Annotated in this window: 11 protein-coding genes; 6 read left to right on the plus strand and 5 right to left on the minus strand. The window is 64.6% G+C overall.

Going from position 1 to position 13097, the window contains the following annotated elements:
- Window positions 1-9: 9 nt before the first annotated feature.
- From AC3WR5_RS25390 to AC3WR5_RS25400, 3 genes are read right to left on the minus strand one after another with little or no spacing between them, the layout of a single operon-like run.
- Window positions 10-1503 (minus strand): tripartite tricarboxylate transporter permease, encoded by a 1494-nt coding sequence (locus AC3WR5_RS25390; RefSeq protein ID WP_141284975.1) that lies wholly within the window; start codon window positions 1501-1503, stop codon window positions 10-12.
- 15 nt (window positions 1504-1518) lie between these two features.
- Window positions 1519-2028, minus strand: a complete 510-nt coding sequence (locus AC3WR5_RS25395; protein ID WP_492488075.1) for a tripartite tricarboxylate transporter TctB family protein — start codon at window positions 2026-2028, stop codon at window positions 1519-1521.
- 20 nt (window positions 2029-2048) lie between these two features.
- A complete protein-coding gene (locus AC3WR5_RS25400) occupies window positions 2049-3011 on the minus strand; it encodes a Bug family tripartite tricarboxylate transporter substrate binding protein (protein ID WP_141284979.1) in 963 nt (320 codons plus the stop codon).
- A 141-nt stretch (window positions 3012-3152) separates the two neighbouring features.
- Between AC3WR5_RS25400 and AC3WR5_RS25405 the strand changes: the two genes are divergently transcribed.
- The 6 genes from AC3WR5_RS25405 (at window position 3153) to dnaJ (ending at window position 9905) form a co-directional block, all read left to right on the plus strand.
- Window positions 3153-3836, plus strand: a complete 684-nt coding sequence (locus tag AC3WR5_RS25405) for a response regulator transcription factor (RefSeq protein WP_141284981.1) — start codon at window positions 3153-3155, stop codon at window positions 3834-3836.
- A 16-nt stretch (window positions 3837-3852) separates the two neighbouring features.
- Window positions 3853-5310, plus strand: a complete 1458-nt coding sequence (locus AC3WR5_RS25410) for a sensor histidine kinase (RefSeq protein ID WP_141285013.1) — start codon at window positions 3853-3855, stop codon at window positions 5308-5310.
- 88 nt (window positions 5311-5398) lie between these two features.
- Window positions 5399-5839, plus strand: a complete 441-nt coding sequence (locus tag AC3WR5_RS25415; RefSeq protein ID WP_231012866.1) for an RNA-binding S4 domain-containing protein — start codon at window positions 5399-5401, stop codon at window positions 5837-5839.
- Between the two features lie 224 nt (window positions 5840-6063).
- Complete coding sequence (grpE, locus tag AC3WR5_RS25420; protein ID WP_141284985.1) at window positions 6064-6600, plus strand: nucleotide exchange factor GrpE; 537 nt, start codon at window positions 6064-6066, stop codon at window positions 6598-6600.
- A 98-nt stretch (window positions 6601-6698) separates the two neighbouring features.
- Window positions 6699-8645 (plus strand): molecular chaperone DnaK, encoded by a 1947-nt coding sequence (dnaK, locus tag AC3WR5_RS25425; RefSeq protein ID WP_492488077.1) that lies wholly within the window; start codon window positions 6699-6701, stop codon window positions 8643-8645.
- A gap of 114 nt (window positions 8646-8759) precedes the next feature.
- Window positions 8760-9905, plus strand: coding sequence for a molecular chaperone DnaJ (gene dnaJ / locus AC3WR5_RS25430; protein WP_141284989.1), 1146 nt, complete (start codon window positions 8760-8762; stop codon window positions 9903-9905).
- Window positions 9906-9990: 85 nt separating this feature from the next.
- Here dnaJ and AC3WR5_RS25435 read toward each other — a convergent pair whose 3' ends face one another.
- Both AC3WR5_RS25435 and AC3WR5_RS25440 read right to left on the minus strand, forming a co-directional pair.
- Window positions 9991-11277, minus strand: a complete 1287-nt coding sequence (locus AC3WR5_RS25435) for a hypothetical protein (protein WP_141284991.1) — start codon at window positions 11275-11277, stop codon at window positions 9991-9993.
- A gap of 448 nt (window positions 11278-11725) precedes the next feature.
- The gene (locus tag AC3WR5_RS25440) at window positions 11726-13051 is read right to left on the minus strand and encodes a hypothetical protein (protein WP_492488080.1); all 1326 of its coding nucleotides are present in this window, start codon (window positions 13049-13051) and stop codon (window positions 11726-11728) included.
- Window positions 13052-13097 lie beyond the last annotated feature (46 nt).

Raw genomic sequence — 13097 nt, forward strand, 5'->3', positions numbered from 1 at the left:
GGTGGACGCTCAGGCGACGCGCCGGCGGCCCCACCAGCGCATCACGCGCGGCAGCACCAGCACCGCCACCACGCAGGCCAGGAAAAAGACTGACACCGGCCGGTCGATGAAGACCGTCCAGCGGCCTTCGCCGATGGAGAGTGCGTTGCGCATCTGCGCTTCGGCCAGTGGCCCCAGGATCATGCCGACGATGACCGGTGCGGTGGGAAAGTCGAAGCGCCTCATCAGCACGCCAGCCAGGCCGACACCGAACATCAGGAACAGGTCGAAGCTGCTCTGGCGCATGCCGTAAACACCCACGGTGGCGAAGATCAGGATGCCGGCATAGAGCTGCGGCCGCGGGATCTTCAGCAGCTTCACCCAGAGGCCCACCAGCGGCAGGTTCAGCACCAGCAGCATCACGTTGCCGATGTAGAGCGAAGCGATCAGCGCCCAGACCAGGGTGGCCGAGGTGGTGAACAGCTGCGGCCCGGCCTGGATGCCGTAGTTGGACAGCGCAGAGAGCAGGATGGCCGCGGTCACCGAGGTCGGGATGCCCAGCGTCAGCAGCGGCACCAGCGTGGCCGTCACAGCCGCATTGTTGGCCGCCTCCGGCCCGGCCACGCCTTCGATGGCGCCCACGGTGCCGAACTCTTCCGGATGCTTGGAGAGCTTGCGCTCGGTGGCGTAGCTGAGGAAGGTCGGGATCTCCGAGCCGCCCGCAGGCAGCGTGCCGAACGGAAAGCCGATGGCCGTGCCGCGCAGCCAGGCCGGCCACGAACGGCGCCACTCCTGCCTGCTCATGTGCACGCGGCCGGTACTGTTCAACTTGGCTTCGCTGCGGCCCTCGTAAAGGGCGTTGTAAAACGCCTCACCCACCGCAAACAGGCCCACTGCGATCAGCACCACCTCAATGCCATCGAGGAACTCCGGAATGCCACCGGTGTAGCGCACCTGGCCGGTGATCTGATCCAGCCCGACCAGGCCGATGGCCAGGCCGATGAACAGCGCCGTCATGCCGCGCAGTGCACTGGCACCCAGCACCGAGCTGACGGTGGTGAAGGCCAGCAGCATCAGGCAGAAGTATTCCGGCGGGCCAAGTTGCACGGCGTAATCGGCCACCAGCGGCGCAAACAGCGTGACCAGCACCGTGGCGATGGTGCCTGCCACGAAGGAGCCGATGGCGGATGTGGCCAGCGCCGCGCCCGCGCGGCCGCTCTTGGCCATCTTGAAGCCCTCGAGCGCGGTCACCATGGTGCCCGTCTCGCCAGGGGTGTTCAGCAGGATGGAGGTGGTGGAGCCGCCATACATCGCGCCGTAGTAGATGCCAGCGAAGAAGATCATCGACGCGGTGGGCTCGACCTGCGAGGTGATGGGCAGCAGCATCGCCACCGTCACCGCCGGGCCCAGGCCAGGCAGCACGCCGATGGCCGTGCCCAGCGCGCAGCCCACGAAGGCCCACAACAGGTTCACCGGCGTGCCCGCCGTCATGAAGCCTTGCAGCAGTTGGTGCCAGATGTCCATGGTGTCTCCCTCCGCTCAGAGCCAACCGGTGCCGGTCAGGCCCGGCAGGTTGATGGCCAGCAATTGCGTGAACAGCCAGAACACCGGCGCCGAGATTGCCAGCCCAACGGCCGCGTCAACCAGCGTGGTCCGCACGCTGCCGGCCGGCTTGCCCTCGGACAGCCGCAGCCCGCGCACCGCCAGCACATAGCAGAGCGCGCAGCTAAAGACAAAGCCAATGCGGGTGATGGCTGCGGCGTTCAGCAGCACGCCGGCCGCCACCCAGGCCATCGAGCGCCAGTCACCGTGCGCCGCGCCTGACGGCGTTTCCATCGCACGAAAGCCGCCCCGCCGGGCTTGCCAGACCAGCCCCACGCCGCAGGCCAGCAGCGCCACGGCCACCAGCCAGGGCAGGAAGTTCGGACCCACGCCGGCATAGCCGGCATTGGCCGGAATGGCCAGCGCGCCAACCGCCAGCACCCCACCCAGCACGATCACACCGGCACCGACCAGCGTCTGCGGCCGGTTCACCGCGGGCGGTGACATCAATTGCTCATCAGCCATGCTCAGACCATGCCACTCTTGGCCATGATGGCGCGCAGCGAGGCGAACTCACGATCCACGAACTCGTCGAAGGCCGGGCCGCTGAGCAGCGCCGGGGTCCAGCCGTTTTTCTGGATCGCCTCGGCCCAGGCCGGGGCCTTGGTGGCCGCCAACACCATGGAGGTCAGTGCCTTGCGCTGATCGGGCGTGATGCCGGGCGCACCATACACGCCGCGCCAGTTGCCGATCTCGACGTTGATGCCCAGCTCCTTCAGCGTGGGCGCATTCAGCCCAGGCAGCCGGGCTGGCGAGGTGACGGCGATGGGCAGCATCTTGCCGCTGGCGATGTACGGCTGGAACTCGCTGTAGCCACTGCCGCCCACGCTGACATTGCCACCCAGGATGGCCGCGACGGCTTCGCCACCGCCGCGGAACGGCACGTAGTTGATCTTGGCCGCGTCCACACCCACTTCGCGCGCGATCATGGCCGCGGCAATGTGCTCGGTGGCGCCGCGCGAGCCGCCGCCCCACTTGACGCTGCCCACGTCCTTCTTCATCGCGTCAACCACGTCCTTCATGGTCTTGAAAGGCGAGTTGGCCGGTAGCACGAAGACGTTGTATTCGCTGATCAGGCGCGCGATCGGCGTGGCCTGGCTGAGGTCGACCGGCGGCTTGCCGGTGATGATGCCGCCCAGCATCACGGCGCCCATCACCATCAGGGCGTGCGGGTCGCCCTTGCTGGCATTGACGAATTGGGCCAGCCCCAGCGCGCCAGCGGCACCACCCTTGTTGTCGTAGCTGACCGAGGAAGCCACGCCGGCATCCTGCAGCGCCTTGCCCAGCGCTCGGCCGGTGCTGTCCCAGCCGCCGCCCGGGTTGGCCGGCACCATCATCTTCAGCGCCACACCAGCGGCGTGGCCCGACATCGGCAATGCGCCGGCTGCGGCCATCGCGGCCAGGCTCTTGAGGAAAGCGTCTCTGCGCATGGGCATGTCTCCTGGGAGTTTTTGAATCGAATCGGGCGATGGTGACGCGCGAGGCTGTCAAATGGCTGTCCATCGGCCTAGGGGAAATGCGGGTACGGCCACCGGCATGGCCCTACCGCGGTCGGTGCTATGGTGGCCCGCATGAAGGTGCTGCTGATCGAAGATGACGCCACGATGCAGGCCACGCTGGCCCGCACGCTGAACCGGCGCGGCATGCAGGTGGTCTGCTGGGGCGAGGGGCAGCGGGCATTGGAACGCTGGGAGGCCTGCATGCCCGACGTGGTGCTGCTGGACCTCAGCCTGCCGGGCCTGGACGGGCTGGAGGTGCTGGCACATGCCCGCGCTGCCGGGCTGACGACGCCAGTGATGATCCTGACCGCGCGCGGCACCATCGGCGACCGTGTGATCGGCCTGAACACCGGTGCCGATGACTACCTGCCCAAGCCCTTCGATCTGGACGAGTTGGAGGCGCGCATCCGCGCCATGGCCCGCCGCGCCGCCGGCAGCGGGCCTGCTGCCTTTGCCGCGCCCAGCAACGGCTTTGGCGGCCTGCGCTGGGAGGGCGATGAAGGAGCGATTTACCACGGGGACGAGGCCCTGGAGCTGACCCCGCGCGAAACCGCGCTGCTGCGCGCACTGCTGCAGCGGCCCGGTCATGCGGTGACCAAGGAGCGCCTGTTCGAGGCCGTGTTTCCGGGTGAGCATGAAGTGCAGTTCGAGGCAGTCGAGGTGGTGGCTTACCGGCTGCGCAAGCGCCTGCAGCCCACCGAGGTGCAACTGGTGACGCTGCGCGGCCTGGGCTACCTGCTCAAGGCCGACAGCTGAGCCGGGGCACGTGAACATGGGCTCGACCGGCTGGCTGGACACGGCCGGGGCGCGGCTGTCGCTGCGCAGCCGCTTGCTGCTGGGCATCCTGCTGCCTGCACTGCTGGTCATCGCGGTCAACACGGTGATGCTGTACCGCCAAGCCTTGCGCGCGGCGGACATTGCCTATGACCGAACGCTGTTGGCCACGGCCAAATCCATCGGCGAGCTGCTGGAGGTCAACAGCGAGCAGCCCGGCACCCACCTCAAGGCCACCCTGCTCTACTCGGCGCTGGAGCCTTTCGAGGCCGACAACCGCAGCCGCATCTTCTACAAGGTCACCGGCTTTCAGGGCGAAACAGTGTCCGGCTTCGAAGCCTTGCCCACTTGGCACGGCCAGTTGCCCGCCAAAGGCCCCTACGCGGCGCTGGTGGACTTCTACGACGACCGCTACCAGGGCACGCCGGTGCGCGTGGCGGTGCTGCTGCAGCCAGTCGTCTGGCCGGGCGGACAAGGCATGGCCATGGTGCAGGTGGCCGAGACGCTGGAGCTGCGACAGACGCTTGCGCGCAGCCTGCTGGTCGACACGCTGTGGCACCAGGGCGCACTGCTGCTGCTGATTGCGGCGGTGGTCGGCGTGGCAGTGCAGCGGGCCACGCGGCCCATCCGCGCATTGAGCCAGGCACTGCACACCCGGGCCGAGGGCGACCTGACACCGGTGGACAGCAGCGGCGCGCCAAAGGAGTTGCGGCCGCTGGTGGATGCCACCAATCACTTGATGGGCCGGCTGCGCCACCTGCTCGACCACCAGCGCCGCTTCGTGAGAGACGCCTCGCACCAGTTGCGCACGCCGCTGGCGGTGTTGCGCGTGCAGGTGCAATCGGCCCGCCGCGGCGATGTGCCGGCCGAGCTGGCGCTCAAGGAGATCGAAGTGACGGTGGCCCGCGCCACGCAACTGGCCAACCAGATGCTAGCGCTGGCCAAGGTCGAACAGATGCGCCAGGGCGAGCCCGCACCCGTGGAAGACTGGGCCGAGATCACCCGCGCGGTGGCGCTGGACCTCTCGGCGCTCATTGTCGACCACGGTCTGGACTTCGAGATCAGCACCCAGCCCGCGCCCATCCGCAGCCACGCCTGGGCGCTGCGCGAGCTGACACGCAACCTGCTGCACAACGCCATCAAATACAGTCCGCCGCAAGGCCGGCTGACGGTGCAACTGGTCTGCGACGGCCGGCACGCTGCGCTGACCGTGGCCGACACCGGCCCCGGACTGGGCGAAGCCCAGCAGGCCCGCCTGTTCCAGCCCTTTGCCACCGGCGCCAGCAGCCTGGGGGCGGACGAGGCGCCGACCGAGCACGGCAGCGGCCTGGGCCTGGCGATCTGCGACCAGATTGCGCACTCGCTGCAGGGCCAGGTGACGCTGGAAAGCCGCAACGTACACGGCCGCATCACCGGCCTGGACGCGATCGTGCGGCTACCGCTGGCGGCTGTGTGACGCGCCCAGTGGCGGCACTCGGATCGGCATGCGCCTTGCCCAACCACCCCGGACAAACCGAGCGTGAAGCTGAAGGACAATGCATGCCGTGATCGATCCGAAACTGTGTGACCACCCGGTGCGGCTGGACAAGTGGCTCTGGGCCGCGCGCTTCTTCAAGACCCGCTCGCTGGCCGTGGAGGCCATTGGCAAGAACCGCGTCGAAGTGAACGGCCAGCCGGCCAAACCCTCACGCGACCTGCGCTTGAAAGACCGCATCCTGCTGCGCGAGCCGGGGCTTCCAGCGCGTGAAGTGCAGGTGCTCGGCCTGACCGAAATCCGCGGCCCGGCGCCTGTCGCACAGCAGCTCTACGAGGAAACCGCGGCCAGCCTGCTGGCTCGCAGCGAAGCCCGCGAGGCGCGCCGCCAGGGCGTGGAACCGGCGCAATCGCTGGCGCATGGCCGCCCCACCAAGCGCGACCGGCGCCAGTTGAGCGACTGGAACCGCTGGAGCGCCAGCATCGACGACGCCGAGGGCGGCAAGGTCTGACCCATCATCCTGACCGCGACCGCTCTTTCCGGGCAAAGCTCGCCCATCTCGCGCTCGCGTTTGCCACGGCCGCGCAAAAAATCTTCAAGAAAGCGCGCAAGGCCCTCTTGAAAGTGCGGACACCGCCCTCAGTTGACCCGCCAAGTCGGGCATCACACGCCACAACCACCAATTTCGCCCGCGCCACCGCGGGCCCTCCCAACGGGCCTATGCCCCCGCCTCCGATGAACACCAACGACTCATCCCTGGATCCAAACGCATCGGCCGAACAGCAGGACGCCGCACAGGCCGTGGCGGGCGACCCTCCGGCCGAAGCCCGCCTGGCCGAGCTGGAAGCCAAGCACACCGAAATGGCCGATGCCTACCTGCGCGCCAAGGCCGAGATGGAAAACATCCGCCGTCGCGCAGAAGACGAAATCAGCAAGGCACGCAAGTTCGGCGTCGAGTCTTTTGCCGAAAGCCTGCTGCCGGTGAAGGACAGCCTGGAAGCCGCGATCGCGATGCCGGACGCGCCGGTCGAAAAGGTGCTGGAAGGCGTGCACGCCACGCTGCGCCAGCTGGCTGCGGCGCTGGAGCGCAACAAGGTGCTGGAGATCAACCCGCCAGCCGGCACTCGCTTCGACCCGCACCAGCACCAGGCCATCAGCATGGTGCCGGCCGAACAGGAAGCCAACACCGTGGTGGCCGTCCTCCAGAAAGGCGCGTCCATCGCCGAGCGCGTGCTGCGCCCAGCCCTGGTGACCGTGGCCGCGCCGAAGTAAGCCGAATCAGTTGTTCACAGGGCCCCGCGCCCTTGAAATCAAGACAGTTATCCACAATTCCGAGACAACCGGAACACATTCCTCACAGGAGCAGAAAAATGGGCAAGATCATTGGCATTGACCTGGGGACCACGAACTCGTGCGTCGCCGTCATGGAAGGCAACTCGACCAAGGTGATCGAGAACTCCGAGGGCGCTCGCACCACCCCGTCCATCATTGCCTACCAAGAAGATGGCGAAGTGCTGGTGGGTGCCTCGGCCAAGCGTCAGGCCGTGACCAACCCGCGCAACACGCTGTACGCAGTGAAGCGCCTGATCGGCCGCAAGTTCACCGAGAAGGAAGTTCAGAAGGACATCAACCTGATGCCCTACGAGATTGCCGCCGCCGACAACGGCGACGCCTGGGTGTCAGTGCGCGGCAAGAAGCTGGCGCCCCCGCAGGTCTCGGCCGAAGTGCTTCGCAAGATGAAGAAGACCGCCGAGGACTACCTCGGCGAAGAAGTGACCGAAGCCGTGATCACGGTGCCAGCCTACTTCAACGACGCCCAGCGCCAGGCCACCAAGGACGCGGGCCGCATTGCCGGCCTGGACGTCAAGCGCATCATCAACGAGCCGACTGCGGCTGCCCTGGCTTTCGGCCTGGACAAGCACGGCAAGGGCGACCGCAAGATCGCCGTGTATGACCTGGGTGGCGGCACTTTCGACGTGTCCATCATCGAGATCGCCGATGTGGACGGCGAGATGCAGTTCGAAGTGCTGTCGACCAACGGCGACACCTTCCTGGGCGGCGAAGACTTCGACCAGCGCATCATTGATTACATCGTCTCCGAGTTCAAGAAGGAACAAGGCGTCGACCTGACCAAGGATGTGCTGGCCCTGCAGCGCCTGAAGGAAGCCGCTGAAAAGGCCAAGATCGAGCTGTCGAACTCTTCGCAGACCGACGTCAACCTGCCCTACATCACGGCAGACGCCTCCGGCCCGAAGCACCTGAACATCAAGCTCAGTCGCGCCAAGCTGGAAGCGCTGGTCGAAGAGCTGATCGAACGCACCATCGCGCCTTGCGCCACCGCCATCAAGGACGCGGGCGTCAAGGTCAGCGAAATCGATGACGTGATCCTGGTCGGCGGCATGACCCGCATGCCCAAGGTGCAGGACAAGGTCAAGGAGTTCTTCGGCAAGGAACCGCGCAAGGACGTGAACCCTGACGAAGCCGTCGCCGTGGGTGCCGCGATTCAAGGTCAGGTGCTGGGCGGCGACCGCAAGGACGTGCTGCTGCTGGACGTCACTCCGCTGAGCCTGGGCATCGAGACCTTGGGTGGCGTGATGACCAAGATGATCAAGAAGAACACCACGATCCCGACCAAGTTCGCGCAAGTGTTCTCGACGGCGGACGACAACCAGCCGGCCGTGACCATCAAGGTCTACCAAGGCGAGCGTGAACTCGCCGCAGGCAACAAGAGCCTGGGCGAATTCAACCTGGAAGGCATTGCCCCGGCCGCGCGTGGCCTGCCGCAGATCGAGGTGAGCTTCGACATCGACGCCAACGGCATCCTGCACGTCGGCGCGAAGGACAAGGCGACCGGCAAGGAAAACAAGATCACCATCAAGGCGAACTCGGGCCTGTCGGAAGATGAGATCCAGAAGATGGTGAAAGACGCCGAGCTGAACGCGGCGGAAGACGCCAAGAAGCTGGAACTGGTGCAAGCCCGCAACCAGGCCGACGGCATGATCCACTCGGTCAAGAAGAGCCTGGCCGAACACGGCGACAAGCTGGACGCCGGTGAGAAGGAAAAAATCGAGACCGCGCTGAAGGAAGCCGAAGAGGCACTGAAGAGCGACGACAAGGCCACCATCGACGCCAAGAGCGAAGCCCTGATGACCGCCAGCCAGAAGCTGGGCGAGAAGGTTTACGCCGAGCAGCAGGCGGCTCAGGCCGCCGCCGGCGGCGCTGCAGGCGCGCAAGCTGGCGCCGAACAGCCGCAGGCTGCCAAGCCGGCTGACGACGACAACGTGGTGGACGCCGAGTTCAAGGAAGTCAAGAAGTGATCTCCGGCCGGGCCTCGCATGGGGGCCCGGGTCGGTGATTCGCCGCGTCGGGCGCGCAGCTTGCAAGCTGCGCCCTCACGCGGCGGCTTTGTTTGAAGCGTTCAGAAAGAGTACATGGCAAAGCGTGACTTTTACGAAATCCTTGGCGTGGCCAAAGATGCCACCGAGGACGACATCAAAAAGGCCTACCGCAAGCTGGCCATGAAGCACCACCCCGATCGCAACCAGGGCGACGGGGCGAAGGCGGCCGAAGAGAAATTCAAGGAGGCCAAGGAAGCCTACGAGATGCTCTCCGACGCGCAGAAGCGCGCGGCCTATGACCAGTACGGACACGCCGGCGTGGACCCGAACCGCGGCGGCGGCGGAGCGGGCCCTGAAGGCTTCGGCGGCTTCGCCGAGGCCTTCGGCGACATCTTCGGCGACATCTTCGGCGGCCAGGGACAGGGCGGGCGCCGCGGCGGCGGTGGCCAGCAGGTCTACCGCGGCAACGACCTCAGCTACGCGATGGAGATCACGCTGGAAGAGGCTGCGCTGGGCAAGGAGAGCCAGATCCGCATTCCCACCTGGGACAGCTGCGACACCTGTGGCGGCAGCGGCGCCAAGCCTGGCACCAAGGCCAAGACCTGCACCACCTGCAATGGCGGCGGCACTGTGCACATGCGCCAGGGCTTCTTCAGCGTGCAACAGACCTGCCCGCACTGCCACGGCACTGGCAAGATCATTCCCGAGCCCTGCACGACCTGCAACGGCGCCGGCAAGATCAAGCGCCAGAAGACGCTGGAAGTGAAGATCCCCGCCGGCATCAACGAAGGCATGCGCATTCGCTCGGCTGGCAACGGCGAGCCCGGCACCAATGGCGGCCCGGCCGGTGATCTCTACATCGAGATTCGCATCAAGCAGCACGAGATCTTCGAGCGCGACGGCGACGACCTGCACTGCACCGTGCCCGTCTCGATGACAACCGCGGCGCTGGGCGGCTCGGTCGAGGTCCCCACGCTGACGGCCAAGCTGGAGATCGAGCTGCCCGAAGGCACGCAGCACGGCAAGACCTTCCGCTTGCGAGGCAAGGGCATCAAGGGCGTGCGCTCGGCCTACCCCGGCGACCTGTATTGCCACGTAACAGTTGAAACGCCAGTCAAGCTCACCGAGCATCAGCGCAAGTTGCTGAAGGAGTTGGAGGAGTCGCTGAAAAAAGGCGGCGAGAAGCACTCTCCGAACGCCAAGAGCTGGACAGACAAGGTCAAGGACCTGTTCAAGTAACTCGCAAGCTGCCCCCGGGTGGCAGCGGAATTGAAAAGGCGACCCCAGGGTCGCCTTTTTTGCGGGGTGGATTCCAAACGCGCGATCAGTCAAGTTCGCCGGGCGCTTCCGGGATCACTCGGCGACTGGCTGCCTGCAAAGCAGGATTGGGTTTTCCGAGCCGGGTATCCACACGCCATACGCCTTCAGGCTGAGAGTCCTCGGTATCAGTCCGGAGCTTGTAGCGGTTGTAGTACAGATACGGCCCTTTGGCCGTGATGAAGTATTCAGGATCCATGCGCACGCGGGGCTCTGCGTCGGGTGAAATCAGTGGAATGATTTTCGCTTTTTTGGGCAAAATCATCGACATGGCCAGCACCCCCGGCTTGGACAAGTCCGACGCGTTGGCACTCTTGTTCATCTGGTAAAAAATATAAGACTTGCCATTGAAGAGGAAATACTCCGGCGACCAGAGATGCGGCGTTTCAGGCGGCAGATCGAGTTGAATGATGGAAGTCCAGTGCTTCTTTCCGGTTTCATCCTTCAACTTGCGATGCACCACCAGTTGCTTGCCATTGCGCACACTGAAAAATACATACTGGTTGTCGTATTCGGGCGCGCGCCACATCATGGCACCTGCATGGTCTGCATCTTCGTCGGTGATTTGCTTGAGTACCGCGGTATCGGTGTCGAACAGGAAGACCTGCTGCCGGCCGTAGCCCTTGGTGCCTTCGAGGCCGGTGGCGGTCAGGATGATCTTGTGCGTCCCCGGAACCCAACGGCGCGAACCGCCGCTGAAGCCAGTGGTGGGCAACTTGGTCTCATCATTGGTAGACACCTCGGAGTCGCGCCAAAAGGTGCGGCGCTTGGCCACGTCCTGGTAGTGGATGCGCGGCGCCAAATCGTCCAGATCCTGAGTGCCAATTGGTGATTGGCGCTTCTCTCCGCCCGGCAGCGATGCTGGCAGCCAGGTTCCGTCAGCGTTTTGAGTGGCGATGGCAAGCACGGCCGAATCCGGGCTCTGCGGGACGTCTGGCTGGTAGCGCGTATAGACCAGCTGCGAACCCGCGATCGAGGAAAACATCCATTCCGGGCCGTTGCCGAAGTCCGTGGCGTAAGCAGTATGGCTGTCGACCTGCGTGCCCTTGCCGTTGTCCGGCAGAAACTTGCCGGTCTTGATGTCCAGGGGCGCCACCCACAGCCGATAGTTGTGATCGGTGAAGGCCAGTCTCGAATTGCCGGAGCCGTGGTTGCAGGTCGGGCAGTCCACGCCGTCTCGTCCCCAGTCGAATTCGAAGTCGACGATGTAGTTGGGCGTCACCTGGACTTCCGGGGCTGGCCCTTCCTTCTTGGCCGAGGCGACTTGGCCGGCCAACAACAAAACAGACATCATGGCAACACGCCATCTGGCCCGCTTTGTCAAATGGCGGACAGTTTGCTTTGAATACTCAACCGCAGAGTTGCAAACTACGCTCTCTACAGGGATGCATAAGGGGTTCTGAGCCATCATGTTGACCTCTGCGGCCATGCCGCTGGCAGGAGCAGTTTGGCCACTGCTCGCATGTCACAAGTTGAAGTTGCAGCCTCGAATCGAGTTACAACCGCGGGCGCCCACCGATACTGCTGAGTCGACGTTCAGATATCGAATTTACACGGATTTTTTTTGATGGCAATCCACCATTGTGGGGTACTTCCTCAGCTTTGGGGAAGATGCCAATATGTCTCGCCAATTCGCTTGGTGATGCACCGCTGGATCGGAAATTAAAAAAGCGACCCGCAGGCCGCCTTTTTTGTCAATTTGCCGACACTATCGGCAAGTCATGCAGGAACATTTACCTGGCTCATTTGGTGGATGATTCGCCACCCAGCTGGGTATCGACACGCCACACACCCTCAGGAACTGATGGCATCGTGTCGGTCTGCAGCTTGTAGCGGTTGTAATAGATGAACGGCCCCCCGGCGGTGATGAAGTACTCCGGGTCCATGCGCACGCGCGCCGGAGCGTCCGGGGGCGTCAGCAAGGTCAATGCCGAATTTCCCGGCAGGATGCCCATCATCCCCAAGGTACTCGGTTGGGTGAGGTTGGTGGAGTCGCTGGTGGTGTTCATCTGGAAGAAGATGTACGACTTCCCGTTGTACACAAAATATTCCGGCGACCAGATGTAGGGCGAATTGGACGGTGCAGCCAAGGTGGCCACCGGCGTCCAGGCGGCCACACCGGCGGCATTCGGCAACTTGCGATAGACGACCAGTTGCGTGCCGTCTTTCACCGTGAAGAAAACGTACTCGTTGTTGAACTCAGGCGCCTGCCACATCATGGCACCCACCTGGTTCGAAGCATCGTCCGTGATCTGGGTCAAGGTGTCGGTATCGGTGTCGTACAAGTAGACCTGCCGGTAACCCTGACCCGAAGTCTTTCGGGTACCCAGGCCCGTCAGGATGATGCTGTGTGTGCCGGGAACCCAACGGCGTGACCCACCATTGAAGCCTTTGGTCGGCACCTGGGCCTCTGTTGAACTGGCTGACTGCCGCCAGTAAGTCTTGACCTTGTTGTAGTCCTGGTACTGGATGCGCGGCAGGGTGTCGCTGAGGTCCAGCGTGCCAATCGGCGACTGCCGCTGCATGCCGTTTGGCAAGAATCCAGCGGCCCAGGTGCCGTCGGCGTTTTGGCTGGCAATGCCCAACCCTGTGCTGTCTGCCGTCGGCGGATCCACGTCCGGCTGGTACCTGGTGTAGACAAGCTGGGAGCCCAGCGCTGAGAACATCCATTCCGGGCCATTGCCGAAGTCGGTCGGCAAGGCAGTGTGGGTGTCGACCAATTGGCCACGACCGTCCAGCGGCTTGAACTTGCCCGTCTGGAAATCGACCTGACCTACCCAAAGATTGTTGGTCAGGTCTGTGTAGGCCAACCGTGAATTGCCGGCTCCACTGTTGCAGGTCGAGCAGTAGGTGCCGTCGCGACCCCAATCGAACTCATAGTCGATGATGTAGCGAGAGGTCACCTGCACTTCGGGTGCGGGCGTTGCCGTGGCGGTGCCTGCGGCGTGGACAGCACTGGCCACGCCGCCAGCCAGACAAAGGGCAAGCGCGGCACGGCTCAAAATCGCCGCGCAATGTTGCACGCCGATCGGCATGACGTCTGCTTGCGAAATGTCCTGCTTCTTCATATCTGAATCTCCTGGCCGCCGGTCAAACAGGCGGCATGCGGGTCAC

The sequence above is a fragment of the Ideonella sp. FW305-24 genome, assembly GCF_058788035.1.

Excerpts from the sequence above, each read along its gene's own strand:
- AC3WR5_RS25390 (WP_141284975.1), bottom strand. The coding sequence starts at position 1,503 with ATGGACATCTGGCACCAACTGCTGCAAGGCTTCATGACGGCGGGCACG.
- AC3WR5_RS25395 (WP_492488075.1), bottom strand. The coding sequence starts at position 2,028 with ATGTCACCGCCCGCGGTGAACCGGCCGCAGACGCTGGTCGGTGCCGGT.
- AC3WR5_RS25400 (WP_141284979.1), bottom strand. The coding sequence starts at position 3,011 with ATGCGCAGAGACGCTTTCCTCAAGAGCCTGGCCGCGATGGCCGCAGCC.
- AC3WR5_RS25405 (WP_141284981.1), top strand. The coding sequence starts at position 3,153 with ATGAAGGTGCTGCTGATCGAAGATGACGCCACGATGCAGGCCACGCTG.
- AC3WR5_RS25410 (WP_141285013.1), top strand. The coding sequence starts at position 3,853 with ATGGGCTCGACCGGCTGGCTGGACACGGCCGGGGCGCGGCTGTCGCTG.
- grpE (WP_141284985.1), top strand. The coding sequence starts at position 6,064 with ATGAACACCAACGACTCATCCCTGGATCCAAACGCATCGGCCGAACAG.
- dnaK (WP_492488077.1), top strand. The coding sequence starts at position 6,699 with ATGGGCAAGATCATTGGCATTGACCTGGGGACCACGAACTCGTGCGTC.
- dnaJ (WP_141284989.1), top strand. The coding sequence starts at position 8,760 with ATGGCAAAGCGTGACTTTTACGAAATCCTTGGCGTGGCCAAAGATGCC.
- AC3WR5_RS25435 (WP_141284991.1), bottom strand. The coding sequence starts at position 11,277 with ATGATGTCTGTTTTGTTGTTGGCCGGCCAAGTCGCCTCGGCCAAGAAG.
- AC3WR5_RS25440 (WP_492488080.1), bottom strand. The coding sequence starts at position 13,051 with ATGAAGAAGCAGGACATTTCGCAAGCAGACGTCATGCCGATCGGCGTG.